Genomic DNA, 16,383 nt, shown 5'->3' on the forward strand with positions numbered 1-16,383 from the left:
TTATTTTGAAGTTGAATAAGAATATGGATAAGCTTCTTTTGTTGTTCCTCTTTTAAAATTAGGAGAACTTGTCATATCAAAATTTAATTCTCCCCCTTTCAATACATCAAAATGATTGATATAATTTTTGGTATGAAGAGTATTATCCCATTTTAATTCGTTTACATATTTGTTGGTTTCTGAATTATTTGGTGCATTGATAATAAGCTGTTTTCCGTTTTCTAACTGTAAAGTTGTTTTCTTAAACAGAGGCGTTCCCAAAACATATTCTTCTGTTCCTGGACAAACTGGATAAAATCCCATGGCTGAGAAAATATACCATGCAGAAGTTTGTCCATTATCTTCATCTCCGCAATAACCGTCTGGAGTTGGTTTGTACAAACGGTTCATGACTTCTCTTGACCAGTATTGTGTTTTCCAAGGTTCTCCTGCGTAATTGTATAAATAAATCATGTGCTGAATTGGCTGGTTTCCATGCGCGTATTGTCCCATATTCATAATCTGCATTTCGCGGATTTCGTGAATAACAGCTCCATAATAACTATCGTCAAAAATTGGAGGTGTGGTAAATACTGCATCTAATTTTGCTGTGAAATTTTTCTCTCCGCCCATTAAATCAATCAAGCCTTGAATGTCGTGAAAAACACTCCAGCTATAATGCCAGCTGTTTCCTTCGGTAAAAGCATCTCCCCATTTAAACGGATTAAAATTGGCTGGAAAACTGCCGTCTTTATTTCGTCCGCTCATTAATCCTACTGACGGATTGTAGAGCTTTTTGTAATTCAGCATTCGTTTCTCATACAAGCTGATTTCTTTTTTCGGACGATTTAATGCTTTTGCCAATTTCCAAATCGTAAAATCATCATAAGCATATTCTAAAGTTCGCGCTGCATTTTCGTTGATATTTACATCGTAAGGAACATATCCTAAAGTATTGTAATATTGAACTCCCTTTCTTCCCACAGCATCCATAGGCCCTTCATTATTAGCTCCATGCAATAAAGCTTCGTATAAAGTATTGATATCGTAACCGCGTAATCCTTTCATATAAGCATCAGAAACTACAGAAGCAGAATTATTTCCAACCATCACATTTCTAAAACCTGGACTTGACCATTCTGGCAGAAATCCGCGTTCTTTATAATCGTTGATTAATCCCTCCTGCATTTCTTTATTTATAGAAGGATAAACCAGATTCAGCAAAGGATATAAGGCACGGAAAGTATCCCAAAATCCAGTTCCTGCGTACATGTATCCCGGAAGAATTTTTCCGTTGTATGGACTGTAGTGTACAATTTTTCCATCTTTATCAATTTCATATTGTTTCTGAGGAAAACAGACCGTACGGTACAAACAAGAATAAAAAGTCTTTAACTGATCTGCATTATTATCTTCTACAGTAATTTTCCCTAGAACTTTATTCCATTCCGCTTTCGATTGCGCAACCGTTTCTTCGAAAGTCGATGCGCCTAATTCGTTTTTCAGATTCAATTCGGCCTGCTCCTGACTTATAAAAGAAGATGCCACTCTAACATTTACTTTTTCTCCTTTTTTGGTTTGAAACCCAACCACAGCACCGACATGATTTCCTTCTGCCTCTAATTTATCAGCAGTTAAAACTTTATCAATCCAAGTTGAATTGGTTAAGAACTTCTTGTCAAAAATCATCACAAAATAGTTCTTGAAATTTTGAGGAACTCCCCCACTGTTGCGAGTTGTATAGCCGACTATTTTATTTTCTGAAGGAATTATTTTGATATAAGAACCTTTATCAAAAGCGTCGATTACAATAGAAGATTTTTCATTTTCTGGAAATGTAATCTGAAAATGCGCTGCTCTTTCTGTTGTCGTAATTTCGGTTGTAACATCATGATCAGCCAAATAAACGCTGTAATAATACGGTTTTGAAACCTCAGCTTTATGGCTGAACCAGCTCGAGCGTTCGTCTTCGGCGAAAGCCAATTTCCCTGTAACTGGCATAATCGAAAACTGACCATAATCGTTCATCCAAGGCGATGGCTGATGCGTCTGTTTAAATCCTCTGATTTTTTCTGCGGTATAAGTGTATGCCCACCCGTCGCCCATTTTTCCAGTTTGAGGCGTCCAGAAATTCATTCCCCAAGGTCTGCAGATTGCGGGATACGTATTTCCGTTGGAAAGATTATGCAAAGACTGCGTTCCCATTAACGGGTTTACATATTCTACAGGTTCTTTAACTTGCGCATTTATAGAAATACAGCAGTGTATTAATCCAAAAAAAATTAAACTTTTTATTTTCATATTCTTGTGAATTGTGTTTTGTGAAATGCGAGATGTAAAATGTGACCTGTCTAATTGCGCTTTGCATTTTACATCTCACATTTTACTTTTCACTACTAAAGCGGTCTATCTTCTTTTTTTACTCCAAATGTTTGCGAAGGCTTGCTTCCCATATATAATTTCAATTCTCCACCTTTTACAATCATTTCTTGCGTGATATATGATTTTGTATAAGGCTTTCCGTTATATTCTGCTTTTTGAATATAGATATTTGAAGCGCTGTTGTTAACTGCATTTATCGTAAATGAAATCCCTTTTTTATGATGAATTACAGCATTATTTACCAACGGACTTCCTAAAACATAAATCCCGTTTGCAGGATTAACCGAATAGAATCCCATAGAAGATAAAACGTACCAAGCCGACATTTGCCCTAAATCTTCATTACCGCACAATCCATCAGGTTTTGTTGAGTAGAATTTCTCATCGATTTCTCTAATTAATTTGGCTGTTTTCCAAGGCTGTCCGACATAAGCATATAAATACGGAATATGATGATTGGGCTCATTTCCGTGAGCGTACTGTCCTATTAAACCGCTGATGTCTGGCGAAACATCTTCTCCTTCTACTTTGTCAGTCAGCAGGAAAAGCGAATCCAGTTTTGCGATAAATTTCTCTTCGCTTCCAAACAAATCAATTAAACCGTACGGATCCTGCGGCACCAGCCAAGTGTACTGCCATGCATTTCCTTCCACATAATCATCTTTGCGATGCGCTGATGAAAGCGGATTAAATGGTGTTCTCCAATTTCCATTTGCCAATTTACCACGCATAAAAGTGGTTTCTTTATCAAAATACAGTTTGTATAAATTGGCTCTTTTGGTGAAATAATAATTATCGTCTGTTTGGTTTAACGCTTTTGCCATTAAGGCGATGCAATAATCATCTATGGCATATTCTAAAGCGTTTCCAACAGATTCTAATAGTTTATCAGCAGGAATATATTCGAGTTTTTGAACATAATCCATTCCGTCACGCGTTTGCATGGCCGTTTTTTTAATGGCTTCGTACGCTAAATTGACATCATAACCACGATATCCTTTTAAATAAGCATCAACAATAACGGCTATAGAATGGTTTCCGTTCATCGTATTGGTTTCATTGCCCATTAAGTGCCAAACTGGTAATCTGCCTTGCTGCTGATAAATCGCTAAAAACGATTTTACAATATCATTGATTTTTTCAGGCTGCGTAATGGTATATAATGGATGTAATCCGCGGTAAGTATCCCATAGCGAAAAAGTAGTGTAATTGGTAAAATTGGCTTTTTCGTAGACTTTTTTGTCTGTTCCCAGGTAATCTCCGTTGACATCATTAAAAATGGAAGGTGCAAACATGGTGTGATACAATGAAGTGTAGAAAACTTTCATTGTTTTTTCGTCTGCTTTTATTTGAACTTTATTTAATTCTTTGTTCCATTTTGAATCTGCTAATTTTACAATCGTTTCAAAATCCCAATTCGGAATTTCTGCTTTTATATTGGCTGATGCATTTTCTGTACTAACTGGAGAAATCCCAACTTTTACCAGAATCTGTTTATTTTTTAAGGTTTTAAAATCTAAAACAGCTTTTATTTTCAAGCCTTCTCCTTCTGTTCCTTTAACTACGGCTGTACTGTCATAAACCATCATATTTGTAATAGGCTCAGAGAATTCCATTGCGAAATAAATACGTTGATCTGCTGCCCAACCTGCCGAATAACGGTAACCTTCTATTTTAGTTTCACTTATTTTTTTAATGAACGTTTTTACTGGTCTGTCCCAGCCAATTCCATCAGCTAGATCAATTAAAATGTGTGAATCGTTTGTGTTCTCAAAAGTATATTTATGAAAACCGACCCTTTCGCTGGCTGTTAATTCGGCTTTAACTTTATATTTATCTAATAAAACGCTGTAATATCCTGGTTTTACGACTTCGTTTTTATGAGAGAAATACGAACCGCAACCGTTTACCATATCTTCTTTTGTTCCTTTGGTCAAACCGACTTTTCCACTGACAGGAAGCACCAGAATATCATTTAAATCGCCAATTCCTGTTCCGCTTAAATGCATGTGTGTGAAGCCTAAAATGGTATTGCTGGCATAGTTGTAACCGCTGCACCAATCCCAGCCTTCAAAAATATTTACTGGCCCCAACTGTACCGCTCCAAAAGGAACATTTGCGCCCACAAATACGTGACCATGACCTGCTGAACCAATAAGTGGATCTACATATTGCGTATAATTTACTTCTGCTTGTTTTGCCTTTTTTTGCTGTGAAATTATCGGATTGGCAAAAAGTAAACTCAAAGCCAAAAAACCGCTAAATAGTATTCTCATATATTTTTATTTTTTAATCTGTTTGTTAGAGGCAATGTAATGCGTCTCTACGAAAAACCTTTTTCCCTTTGTATCTTTGTTACTTCGAACCTCTACTCGTATCTCTTTAAAACCTCAAACAAAGAATAAATCTTAATCTCAGGTTTCGCAATTTTCCCTTCAAACGAAATTGTTTTTTCTTCTCCTGCTTTTAAATCAAAATAATTATCGCTCCATTTTCCATTATAGTCTTTCATCGAGATACAAACGTATTTTGCCATTTTCTGAGCTTTTATAATTACGCTATTTCCTTTTATTTCCCAGCTGATTTTTGGATCTTCTAATGCCAGATCTTTTGGATGTCTAAAATCAGTTTCTGGTTTTATGTCATCTCTGTAGGCTTCTTTTATAGCGTACCAAGCGGCTTTGGGCTGTCGGTTATTGTAATCGGTAATACTCCAGCTTGCTACGGGCCAGCAGTCGTTTAATTGCCAGACTAGAGTTCCCATATTATAAGGCGCTTTCGAACGATGAATTCCAACGATATTTTTTATAGAATAATAATGCAGACACTGACTCAAGTATGCATAATCTTCCAAATTCATCTTTTTTATTTTTGATGGATCGATGAAATACTTACCAAGATAGGTATCTAATTTTTCAAAACCTTTGCCCGCTTTTAAATGTGCTTTTAGTATATCTGAATATAAATTTCGGTCTTCTGGTGAAGTAAAACCTTCAATTGAATTATAATTTGGTAAAGACAGCATTCCGTATTCGCTCACAAATCTTCCTGTTTTTTTCTGAACGGCTTCAATATCTTCCAATCCCCACCAAATTCCCCAATAGTGGCTGTCTCCTTCAGTAATGCTTTTAGCTTTAGACCAATGGTATAATGGCGAAGAACTTAAATACGGACGTTTATCATCAACTTCTTTTATCCATTTCGGGATACTGTCATGAAACAAACGCGTATAATCTTTCCACAAACGAGTTGAATCTTGTTTTGAAATTTTAAAACTTTTCATCCAACCCCAGTTTTTAAAGGCTTCATCAGATTCATTATTGCCGCACCACAAAACAATGCTCGGATGATGGCGCAATCTTTTTACCTGATACTGAACTTCTTTTTTTACATTATCAAAAAAAGCGTCATCTCCAGGAACCATTGTGCCTGCAAACATAAAATCCTGCCAGACATTTATTCCGTATTTATCGCATAAATCATAGAAATAATCGTCTTCATAAATACCTCCACCCCAAACGCGAAGCATGTTCATGTTGGCTTCTTTCGCAGATAAAACTATTTTTTCATATTCTTTTTTGGTTACTCTCGAAAGAAAAGCGTCTGATGGAATGTAATTGGCTCCTTTCATATAAACTGGTTTTCCGTCAATTTTAAAATAGAAAGATCTGCCCAAACTATCTGGCTCTTGTATCAATTCAATTTTTCGATTTAACACATACGGTTTTTCAGGTTCTTTTTCATCGTAAGCTTCAAATCTCGGCGTTTTCCATATTCCGCATGTTGTGAATTTTGGTCCCCAATCCCAGCCAAAATGGTATTGTGCTTTACGTACATAAGCACGGGGATTGTCTGGAATTACAAATGGATAATCTTTTTTAGCCAGCGAATCAACTACATTTTGAGCCGATTGAAATACGATTCGCAAATCGTTATTTCCTGATTTCAAGACTTTTTTAACGTCAACTCTCCATTGACGGAACATATTATCGGCTTTTAAAACTAATTGATTGTTTAAGTAAACTGATGCATAAGTATCTAATCCGTCAAAAACTAGTTCTGTGTTTTTCTTTTTCAGCATATTTGCGGTAACCTGAAAAACAGTTTTGTATTCCCAGTTTTTACGTTCGATCCATTGCAGTTTTTTCTCATTATCTCTGTAAAATGGATCTGGTATTAATTTACTGTTTAGCAAATCGGTGTGAATTTCTCCCGGAACGCTGGCCGAATACCATTTTTTTGTTTTTTCTTCACGATACGTCCAATTGCTTTTTAGATCAATTTTCTGCGAAAAGGCGATTGATGTAAAACCTGTCAGAAATAAGGACATTATCCAATGAAGTTGTTTTTGATAATTCATTTTACTGAGTAATTATTAATACCTTTTAAAATTACTAAAAAAGGCAGGTAATTTGGCAGTTTAGAGAAGGAAACAACTGACCGCTTTATTCCTTCTCTTTAGAATTTATTCTTTGTTAGTAACTCTAAAATACAACTAGAAATATCTTCTTTACCACTGCCTTATGCTTTATTTTGATTTTGATATGGATTGTTTTTAAACTCAAATAACTGAAATAAACTTTAAGTATATTATTTTGAAATTTTAAAATACAGAATATAAAATCCATCTTTTTCAGCAGAACCAAATTTGTTTTATGCGAAAAAAAGGGTATTTGAATCTATAAAATAACTTTTCAAATATTTACTTCTCAGATCAATCAATTACAGATTTTAAAAATAAGCCGGGTATGCTCATTACCCGACTTATCTTAACTAACCAACCAATTTAAAAATTATTTATCCCACCAGATTCTTGTGGTCATTAAATCTAAACCTTGACGTTGAATTGCTTCTTTATAATTAGCCTCGTTTGTAATAAGTTCTGACTGATCATAAATTAATCTTCTCGGAATCGTTCCTTTTGTATCTCCAGTTGGATCATTAACAGGAACTAAAACGGGGTAACCTGTTCTTCTGTATTCTGAGAATGCTTCAAAACCGTTGAATAATAATACAATCCATTTTTGAGTGATAATCTGTTCGATTTTCTGCGCTTCTGTTCCTGCAGATTTAAATGGATATGTTGTAATGTACGTGTTGTATTCTGCTGGAGAAACCAAAGGCACTTTATCTCCAAAAATTGCTAAAATATTCATAGCGCCTCTTACTCCATTTTCATAATACGTTTGAGCAGATCCGCCAACGTTCCATCCTTTTACTGCAGCTTCGGCCAATAAAAACTGAACCTCAGCATATGACATGATCAATGTTGGAGCGTCTAAACGCAATACTGTAGAAGTATTTGGATCTGAAAATAATTTTTTGTCTCCTCCTGGAAATTCTTTTGCATCATTTGCCAAACCTTGCTGACTTGCTGGGCTATTGTCTCCAGTTGCTTCCAATTTTGCGTAAATTCTTAAACGTGGATCGTTTGTATTTTTCAATAAATCGATGAACGTTTTACTGAATTTAATGTTCGATTCTCCTCCGTTCAAATCGTTTCTAACCCAAGAAGAAGTAATTGGATTGGTTTTTACTCCTGCAGGACCTGCATCGTGTTTTAAAACCAAACTGTCATCGTTTGAAGTGAAAACTCCTTTAGCATAGGCCTTTTCAACAAATTCTTTTGCTTTCGCAGGATTTACTTTAGACAAACGCATTGCTACTCTTAACATTAAAGAGTTTGCCAGTTTTTTCCATCTTGCAACATCGCTCTGATAATACAAATCTGCATTTCCAACAAATGGCTTTCCTGCATCAAGAGCAGTTCCAGCTTCGTCTAATTCTTTTAAAAGATTATTGTAGATAGCTTCTTGTGTATCATATTTAGGAGAAAATACATTTCCGTTGTATCCTTTTCCTGCTTCAAAATAAGGAACTTCACCGTAAGTATCTGTCAATTTTTGAAACAAGAAAACTTTCATGATTCTACATGCCTGAATCATATTTGAATTCTCTGGCGTATTCTCTACCACAGATAATAATTGGAAAATCTGATTTAATCCTTTTCCGTAAGTTTCGCCAAAAAGAGCAGCTGAATACTCCGAAGAATAACTGTATTTTGAACCTGGCCCTCCAAGTGAAGAAAACTGCTGTACAATTTGTGCTGCGTATAAGTTGTTTCCTCTTGTATTAGAAAAATCTTGTCCGTCTACATAAATTTCAGCAAGTGTAAACATTGATTTTACAGCTGGATCTGTTAACGCATTTGGATTCTTATTCATTTCTTCGAATCCTTTATCGCATGAAGCCAATGTCAAAGCACCAACAATTGCGATACAAAATATTTTGATATATCTATTTTTCATCTTTTTAGAATTAGAATTTGACATTAAGTGCAAAACCATAGTTTCTTGTCAATGGCATAGAAGCTCTTTCCATACCTTGCGCATTACTATTTGAGTAATTTGACTCAGGATCGATGTTTGGAACTTTGTCATAAATAGTCCATAAATTGTGAGCTGAGAAAGCTAAACTAACAGACTGGAATGGTGTTTTCTGCAAATATGCTTTTGGGAAGTTGTAAGCAAATGAAATTGCTCTCAGCTTAACAAAATCGGCATCGTAAACAAAGTTTGAGGTTACATCACTATAACTTCTCCAGTAATCATAAGCCGAAACTGTGGTATTAACTGGATTTCCGTTAATATCTTTTCCGCTTACTGCAATACCGTTTTCACGACCTGGAAGTGTAATTTCAGACAATCCGTAACGTGTTCCTAATTGGTTTGTAGCTGAGTAGATTTCTCCTCCAAATTTTGCATCAACAAAAACTGAAAGTGTAAAGTTTTTATATGAAAAATCATTTGAAAGTCCCATAGATGTTGGCGCAACACCTTGACCAGCAATAATTAAATTCCCTCTTAAGAATTTACCATTTGTATCCAAAACAATATTTCCATTTGCATCTCTTAAATAATCGTATGCTTTAATAACTCCAAATGGCTGTCCTTTTTCTAAAACTACATTAGCTCTTCCGTCTCTGTTTCCTTCTAATGTTTTTGTTGTGATTTTATCCGAAAGATTTAAAACTTCGCTATCATTATAAGCAAAATTATAACCTATGTTCCAAGAAAAACTTGGCGTCTTAACCGCTTTCACATTAATAGCAAACTCAACCCCTTTGTTTAAGATTTCTCCAACATTGATTTTTGTTGTTCTGTATCCCGAAGCCTGAGAAACATCGGCATCTGTAATATCATTGGTTGTTTTTTTGCTGTAGAAAGTCAAATCTGTACTTACTCTGTTATTGAAAAATGTATTTTCGAAACCAAATTCGATTGTACTTACATTATAAGGCTTCAAAGTTCTATTTGGAATTGTTTCTCCATTTACACCTAAAATTGGCTGCCCTAATGAATCTGTCTGTCCGTCTGGCGTAGTATAAGTCAATGCTAAAGCATAAGCATCTGGCAATGCTCCTCCAACGTTACCCCAACCCGCTCTAATCTTACCATAAGAAATCCACTCAGGAAGACCGATAACTTCAGAGTAAATGAAACTTGAACTTACCGAAGGATAGAAAGTGCTATTGTTTGAAGGATCTAAAGTTGAAAACCAATCTTCACGACCTGTTAAACTCAAGAATAAGAAATCTTTGTATCCAATATCTGCAGAATAGAAAAGAGAGTTTACTTCGCTTTCTGAGAATAATTTTTCTGTTTTATCTGGCTGTGTATTTCCGTAGAAATATTTGAACGGAACAATAAAATTATTTCCTTTCATTTTGATGCCGCTGTATCTATTATGCTGACGGTTTGCTCCAATAAAAGCATCCAACGTAAGGTCTTTAGCAATATCTCCTTTGTAGCCTAAGAAACCAGAAGCATTTACTTCAGAACGAGTTTCAACTCTGTTTTCGATCGATCCGCCTGGGCTGTAATTTATTCCAGTAGGCTCGATTTCAGTATATTCATAATTAATATCATCAATACCAATAACAGCCTTAGCATAAATTTTATCTGTAATGTTGTAATTTACTTTTGCTGAACCAATAAAACGTTTTCTAAGGTCATCGTTTAGTGGCGATTTTGTAGCAAAATATGGATTGGTATGATATACGTTGGCTCCAAAAAAGTCTTCTTCTCCGCCGTTTGCATCATAAGGATTGCTTATCCATCTGATATCTGTTCCCGGCGTCATAAATGTTGTTGGGAAAGACGGATTTCTTGGCGAATCATTTAAATATGGACGATTATGACTTTTCTCCGAAATATATTGAGCATTACTTTCTATGCTAATTCTTTTATTTGGAGCCGAATTTAAACTCAAAGCCACGTTATTTCTTCCAAAAGTAGTTTCTGGTAAAATAGATTCATCTTTAGTATTTCCAAAAGACAATCTAAAGTTTGTTGACTCATTTCCTCCAGAAATCGCTAAAGTATTACTGAAAGAATATCCAGTTCTGTAGAAATTCTCCACATTATCTTTTCCATAAGCCTGATAAGGGCGTGTCTTACCATCAAGAGATAAAGAAGGTGTTCCGTCATATTTATCTCCCCATGCAAAATAATAGGAATCTCTAAGTTCTTGTAAATTGTTAAATCTGGTTGGCACCCCGTTCGCATCTGGAGCTCCAGCACCATATTGATCTTGCCATTTTAAAAGACTCGCAGGCGTATTGAAGGAAGAATTTGTACTAAAATCTACTCCGATTCCTGTTCCGTTTTTACCTTTTTTGGTTGTAATTAAGATAACACCATTTGATCCTCTGTACCCGTAAAGAGCAGAAGCGGCACTACCTTTAAGAACTGACATCGAAGCGATATCATCTGGATTGAAAGAAGACATACCGTCACCTTTATCGGCACCACCCCACATATTGGCATTTCCTTGCTGTGTATTATCAATCGGAATTCCATCAACAACATAAAGCGGCTGGTTAAGTCCAGAGGCAGAAGTTGCTCCACGAATTACAACACGGCTAGAACCTGAAGGTCCTGTAACTGGCGCCGAAACGTTTACTCCGGCAATTTTACCTTGAAGAGCGTTTCCTAAATTAATTTCTTTATTTTTTGTCAGATCCTCGCCTTTTAGTTCTCCAACTGCGTAACCTAAACTTTTCTTTTGTTTTTTAACTCCAAATGAAGTTACTACAACATCTTTTAATTCCTGTGTAGTTTCAACTAACATAACAGCAATTCTTGTTTCTTTTTCCTGAAGTACTACTAATCTTGTTTGAAACCCTATAGAAGATACATTAAGGGTAACTTTACCTTCTGGTACATTCATTTTAAATCGCCCTTCGGCATCTGTAACAGCACTAAATGGCTTTCCTTGAACTTCGATTGATGCAGCAACAATTCCCTTGTTTTCTACATCTGTAACTATGCCGGTTATTAATCGATTTTGCGCGGCAGCACTTAAACTGCTAAGCAATATCACTCCTAACACTGCTAATATTCGTCTCATAAGCATTCTTTTTGGTTATTGGTTTTGATTTTGTTTTGTTGATTTGATCTGTTTTTTTGTTTTTAAATAATTAATAAAAAATTGTACTCTGTTTGCAATATTATTCCTAGCAGCTTTTTGAATTGCTACTGTATTTCTATTCTTACTAAAACGTTTTAGTAAAATGGTTAAAAAAAAGCCTCAGCTTTTTAAAATTCAATTTTAAACGGATTCCCTGATAATCAAAGTTCCTTTCTTTAGAACTTTCTCTACTTTAAAATCATCAAGGTTTGTCATTTGGCTCATTAATAACTGTATCGATTTTACTGCTATTTCCTCTATGGGCTGGGCAATCACAGATATTGTGGGGGTATGCAGTTTAAAACTGTCATGATCATCAAAACTAATGACCGAAATGTCGTCGGGAATTTTGTATTTCAAAGTTCTAAAAGCCTGAAGTCCCGCAAGTCCGAGATAATTGGCTAAAAAAAGAACCGCATCTATCTCTCTATTTTTCTGAAAGAAATTGATAATCGCCTCAATTCTGCTCTGTTCGCTTGCATGAAAATCTAAGTGAAGCGTATAATTTTCGTTATAAATTCCTTCTTCTTTTAGCGCTGCGACATATCCTTTTTCCCTTAATTTCATCTGAATCATTCCAGACTCGTTATTTACAACAGCAATATTCTTTCTTCCTTTATCAATCAAAAATTTAGTGGCCGAATAAGATCCTTCGTAATTATCCATTACAACATGACTTACTTTTTGATTTGCAAAATACCTATCGATCAAAACCACTGGCTTTTGCAGTTTTAAAAGTTGGCTGATGGTTTTTTCTAAATTTCGGGTCGGAGTAATTATAAAACCTTCTACGTTAGCTTGCAAAAGACTTTGAACTAATTCTTCAGAACGCTCATTATCGTCTCCTGTACTACAATAAAAAACTCGATAATTTATATTTTTTGCTTCGTCTTCAATTACTCTTGCCAAGTCTGCAAAAAACTGATTGGATATATCTTCCACAATAAGTCCGATAGATCTAGTTTTTCCTGTTCGCAAACTGCTCGCAATCATGCTTGGTTTATATTGCAGTTTTTGCGCTACATCCTGAACTTTTTTAATCACCGTTGGACTAATGGCCATTTTTTCGCCTTTACCATTGATTACAAAAGACACAGTAGAAATAGAAACTTCTGCCTGTTTTGCAATATCTCTAATTGTAATCTTTTTCATCGGGCTAAAAATTTATTGTTGAATATTTTAGTACATCGCAAATATATGTAAGCAAAACTTACAAAAACGTTTTAGTAAAATTTTTTTTCAATAAATCTCTTTTTTAAAGCCAAAATAAAATGAAAAATGCAGTAAATACTAGATTTTATCAAGTTATTGTCATTTTGACTTTTAATATAGTTTTTGGGGATTTTATAAAGATTTGACTGAATTTTGGTAGCGTTTTTATTGATTTTTAATCTTTAATTATCAAAAAAAGGCTCCATTTTACGATTTCTAGAATTCAGTAATTGTTAAATTTTAAGACAGATGATTCATAAATTTTTAAACATTAAAATCATACTTTTAGATGGTAACAAAACCTAGAATTAGGAACTTTTCTACCATAAAAAAAACCGATTAGTTTCCTAATCGGTTCTTTCCTTTCTATTTTTTTTGCTTTTTTTATTCACCCAATAACCAAATTCTGGGTTAACTAAAATTTTACTTAACTGACTTCTTTATAAATAAGTTTTCTATTTCGTCTATAATCTTTAATCCATCAGCAATTTCTTTTGTAGTCTGCGTATTTTTTGAATTTGTTTGGAGCGATAAAAATTCAATTTTTCCCTTATAGAATTCTATCTGTTCCGATAAAAATTCAATTTTTTCTTTCAGTAGAGTATTTTCGGCTCCAAGCATTTTTTGCATTAAATCTTGATCCTGAGCTTTGCCATTATAATCTTGATTTTTATAACTGCCCGTTTCAATATTTTCAGAAAGCAGATATTCAAAACTGATTTCGAATAAATCATGCAACTTAACTATAAAATCAAGCTTTGGCATTGTTTCTTTCCTGTAATTACGAATATTAGCCTCACTAGTATTCATTGCCTTTGCAAAAGAACTATTGTTTCCTTTAAATTCTTTTACAGCTATATCATTGATCTTTTCATTTATCGTGCTCATCTAAAAAAAGTGTTACGAAATAATACCTAAAAGAATCTGATATTTGTTTCGGATTATTAACAAATTTATAAAAATAAAAGAATTTGTTTTTTAAGTAAAACGCAAATTCTTTTACATATTGTGGTACGTAGCATACAAAACCATTACATCATAGTATTGATACGAATACTAGCTTTTATAAGTGCCAATGCTGAAATTTTTGATATATGGATATCTTTGGGCTGATGATGAGAATTCTGACTTACTAATCTTACATATTCACTCCCTTGATCCGATTTTTGGACATACTTTACAGTAATATATTCTTCCCAATCGTTTAGCTTTACACTTAAAAGATACATTTCTCCAAAAAAGATATTTTCAAATTCAGTTTCTTTATACAAGACAATATCACCTGATTTTAATAAAGGATACATACTATCTCCAGTAACCGAAATTGCACCATCACATTTAGGCAGATTCGGGATTTTTATAGTATCCAAAACTCTTTGCGGTTCTCCACTATTAAACAATTCTCTTAACCCAGCAACTGCCTCAAGATCATACAGCGGTATCTCTTGGGTCATATGAATAGAATCTACTGTTTTCCTACCTGTATTCATAATTAACACACTTGTATTATCTTCTTTTATCATAGGCCCATTACCCGTTAAAAGCCATTCTGAATTAATCTCCGGATAGTAGTGTAAAATTTTACACGCTTTATCCGTTCCCATATTACTGCTATTATCCAAAAATTTATTGGAAAATCCTAAATCATTGCAAAATTTATACTTAGTAATCCCTTTGTAATCAAGATACTCTCTCATCCTTTCTGTTGACCCCATAAAAAAGCGTATTTTTTTACGTTAAAAATTTGTTTTGATGTATTATTTTACATTATATTTGCAAAGTAAAGAAAAATAAAATTCAAAAACAACAGAAACGTTAACAAATTTATGAATCCAAAAAACAGCAACAAAACCAAATCATCACCATAAAACATTGATTAAAAATAGAATACATAACTAAAAAGCAAAATAAAAAGAATAAAATCCCCACTACCTCAAACAGGAATAAAACTACGAACAAAGTGTAATATTAATCATTAATAAAATAAAAAAACTATCAATCACTACTTAAATCAATAAAATGGAAGCAAATCAAATCAATGAAAAAATCCAGGAATTGGAAAATTGGCTTATCGAAAATCCGAATAGCCCAGAGAGAAATTTAATCGAATCTGACATCAAAAAATTACAAACCCTATTAAATAAAAAATAATGAATAAAAATCAAATCGAAGAACGTATTGCCCAGCTATATCTCGCGCTTCAATATTGTTCGGAAAGAAACAAAACTTTTACTGCAGGAGAAAGAATCTGCATAAACCAGGAACGTTTTCAATGGATGCATATTCTAAACGACGAAACCGCTGCCCCACGCCCTGTTTCTCAAAATATTGAAAACAAATTAAAAGAGATCTCCAAACTCACCGTACAATATAATTTTAAACCTTATTACGGAGATCCTTTTAAAGACGAAATTGTAATACTTAACTAAATCATTTTAACAATAAAAGTAAAATTATTATGAACACTCCTCCAATAAACACTATTAGCAAATCTGTAGATTTATCTCAATTTTCTGCGCAAGAATTAAAAGAAGCATTAAACAGAATGGAAAATAAAAAGAATGAAGAAAGAGATGCTTATAAAAAATTAGTAGCCGAAACTATTCCGAAAGCGCTTTCAAGATTATATGAGACTTCCGAAATGATGAGAAATGCCAAAACCGAAACTTTTCAATTATTTGAAACTATTCTAGATTTAAAAAATCAAGTATACGGCTTTAAAGAGAAACAAATGTCACACACTTTTTCTAATGATAAAGAAGAAATTACAATTGGTTATCGCATAAACGAAGGCTGGGACGACACTGTGACTATTGGAATCGAAAAAGTACAAAATTACATCTCTTCTCTTTCTACTAGTAAAGAAACAGCCTCGTTGGTCAAAATTGTTTTTAACCTCTTAAAAAAAGACGCTAAAGGAAACTTAAAAGGCTCAAGAGTTTTAGAACTTCAAAAACTAACAAAAGAGTTTAATAATGAAGAATTTACAGATGGTGTAGAAATTATTGCTTCCTCTTTTAAACCCGTGCGCTCAAGCTGGTTTATAGAAGCAAGCAAAATTGACGATAATGGAGTAAGAACCAATATTCCTCTATCTATGTCTTCTGTAGATTTTTTACAAGGATATGCTTTCGATTTCTTTAACCAGCAAAACAAACAAAATCATGCAGCCTAACAATGATATTTACGCATCGGCTCTATTGGCATTATTACTTATTGCAACCAATTTAAAACCAATTTTGATGTTTCGCGAATGGCTAGCTTTCAAAATAAACACAACTTTCAAACAGTATCAAAACGAGCGAAAAAAGAGAATTGCCAATAGATCTTAAACCTAAT

12 protein-coding genes are annotated in these 16,383 nt (G+C 34.0%); 4 read left to right on the top strand and 8 right to left on the bottom strand.

The annotated features are described in order from the left end of the window. The 8 genes from LPB248_RS05405 to LPB248_RS05440 form a co-directional block, all read right to left on the bottom strand. Complete coding sequence (locus tag LPB248_RS05405) at nt 1–2,280, bottom strand: GH92 family glycosyl hydrolase (RefSeq protein WP_177210541.1); 2,280 nt, start codon at nt 2,278–2,280, stop codon at nt 1–3. A 95-nt stretch (nt 2,281–2,375) separates the two neighbouring features. Beyond that, nucleotides 2,376–4,637, bottom strand: a complete 2,262-nt coding sequence (locus tag LPB248_RS05410) for a GH92 family glycosyl hydrolase (protein WP_177210542.1) — start codon at nt 4,635–4,637, stop codon at nt 2,376–2,378. 92 nt (nt 4,638–4,729) lie between these two features. Next, nucleotides 4,730–6,691 (bottom strand): beta-mannosidase, encoded by a 1,962-nt coding sequence (locus LPB248_RS05415; RefSeq protein ID WP_177210543.1) that lies wholly within the window; start codon nt 6,689–6,691, stop codon nt 4,730–4,732. 463 nt (nt 6,692–7,154) lie between these two features. Beyond that, nucleotides 7,155–8,669, bottom strand: a complete 1,515-nt coding sequence (locus tag LPB248_RS05420) for a SusD/RagB family nutrient-binding outer membrane lipoprotein (RefSeq protein WP_177210544.1) — start codon at nt 8,667–8,669, stop codon at nt 7,155–7,157. A gap of 10 nt (nt 8,670–8,679) precedes the next feature. Next, on the bottom strand, nt 8,680–11,772 hold the full coding sequence (locus LPB248_RS05425) for a SusC/RagA family TonB-linked outer membrane protein (protein ID WP_255463019.1): 3,093 nt from the start codon (nt 11,770–11,772) through the stop codon (nt 8,680–8,682). A gap of 201 nt (nt 11,773–11,973) precedes the next feature. After that, nucleotides 11,974–12,984 carry a LacI family DNA-binding transcriptional regulator gene (locus LPB248_RS05430; protein ID WP_177210546.1) on the bottom strand — a complete coding sequence of 337 codons (1,011 nt, stop codon included), beginning with the start codon at nt 12,982–12,984 and terminating at the stop codon, nt 11,974–11,976. A 483-nt stretch (nt 12,985–13,467) separates the two neighbouring features. Then, on the bottom strand, nt 13,468–13,932 hold the full coding sequence (locus LPB248_RS05435; RefSeq protein WP_177210547.1) for a hypothetical protein: 465 nt from the start codon (nt 13,930–13,932) through the stop codon (nt 13,468–13,470). Nucleotides 13,933–14,075: 143 nt separating this feature from the next. After that, the gene (locus tag LPB248_RS05440) at nt 14,076–14,759 is read right to left on the bottom strand and encodes a helix-turn-helix transcriptional regulator (RefSeq protein WP_255463020.1); all 684 of its coding nucleotides are present in this window, start codon (nt 14,757–14,759) and stop codon (nt 14,076–14,078) included. A 304-nt stretch (nt 14,760–15,063) separates the two neighbouring features. Here LPB248_RS05440 and LPB248_RS17045 point away from each other — a divergent pair, with 304 nt between their 5' ends. The 4 genes from LPB248_RS17045 to LPB248_RS05455 are packed head-to-tail and all read left to right on the top strand — an operon-like array spanning nt 15,064 to nt 16,376. Then, nucleotides 15,064–15,195 carry a hypothetical protein gene (locus tag LPB248_RS17045; protein ID WP_255463021.1) on the top strand — a complete coding sequence of 44 codons (132 nt, stop codon included), beginning with the start codon at nt 15,064–15,066 and terminating at the stop codon, nt 15,193–15,195. Continuing rightward, entirely contained in the window at nt 15,195–15,473 is a 279-nt protein-coding gene (locus LPB248_RS05445; protein ID WP_177210548.1) for a hypothetical protein, read from the top strand. The genes LPB248_RS17045 and LPB248_RS05445 overlap by 1 nt, the downstream gene beginning before the upstream one ends. Before the next feature lie 29 nt (nt 15,474–15,502). Next, the gene (locus LPB248_RS05450; protein ID WP_177210549.1) at nt 15,503–16,219 is read left to right on the top strand and encodes a DUF3164 family protein; all 717 of its coding nucleotides are present in this window, start codon (nt 15,503–15,505) and stop codon (nt 16,217–16,219) included. After that, nucleotides 16,209–16,376 (top strand): hypothetical protein, encoded by a 168-nt coding sequence (locus LPB248_RS05455; protein ID WP_177210550.1) that lies wholly within the window; start codon nt 16,209–16,211, stop codon nt 16,374–16,376. The genes LPB248_RS05450 and LPB248_RS05455 overlap by 11 nt, the downstream gene beginning before the upstream one ends. Nucleotides 16,377–16,383: the final 7 nt, after the last annotated feature.

This window comes from Flavobacterium sp. LPB0248, assembly GCF_013388355.1.
In the GTDB taxonomy this organism is placed as follows: Bacteria; Bacteroidota; Bacteroidia; order Flavobacteriales; family Flavobacteriaceae; genus Flavobacterium.

Bases quoted from the DNA above. Each gene is read 5' to 3' on its own strand.
- LPB248_RS05405 (WP_177210541.1), bottom strand. From the start codon at position 2,280: ATGAAAATAAAAAGTTTAATTTTTTTTGGATTAATACACTGCTGTATT.
- LPB248_RS05410 (WP_177210542.1), bottom strand. From the start codon at position 4,637: ATGAGAATACTATTTAGCGGTTTTTTGGCTTTGAGTTTACTTTTTGCC.
- LPB248_RS05415 (WP_177210543.1), bottom strand. From the start codon at position 6,691: ATGTCCTTATTTCTGACAGGTTTTACATCAATCGCCTTTTCGCAGAAA.
- LPB248_RS05420 (WP_177210544.1), bottom strand. From the start codon at position 8,669: ATGAAAAATAGATATATCAAAATATTTTGTATCGCAATTGTTGGTGCT.
- LPB248_RS05425 (WP_255463019.1), bottom strand. From the start codon at position 11,772: ATGAGACGAATATTAGCAGTGTTAGGAGTGATATTGCTTAGCAGTTTA.
- LPB248_RS05430 (WP_177210546.1), bottom strand. From the start codon at position 12,984: ATGAAAAAGATTACAATTAGAGATATTGCAAAACAGGCAGAAGTTTCT.
- LPB248_RS05435 (WP_177210547.1), bottom strand. From the start codon at position 13,932: ATGAGCACGATAAATGAAAAGATCAATGATATAGCTGTAAAAGAATTT.
- LPB248_RS05440 (WP_255463020.1), bottom strand. From the start codon at position 14,759: ATGGGGTCAACAGAAAGGATGAGAGAGTATCTTGATTACAAAGGGATT.
- LPB248_RS17045 (WP_255463021.1), top strand. From the start codon at position 15,064: ATGGAAGCAAATCAAATCAATGAAAAAATCCAGGAATTGGAAAATTGG.
- LPB248_RS05445 (WP_177210548.1), top strand. From the start codon at position 15,195: ATGAATAAAAATCAAATCGAAGAACGTATTGCCCAGCTATATCTCGCG.
- LPB248_RS05450 (WP_177210549.1), top strand. From the start codon at position 15,503: ATGAACACTCCTCCAATAAACACTATTAGCAAATCTGTAGATTTATCT.
- LPB248_RS05455 (WP_177210550.1), top strand. From the start codon at position 16,209: ATGCAGCCTAACAATGATATTTACGCATCGGCTCTATTGGCATTATTA.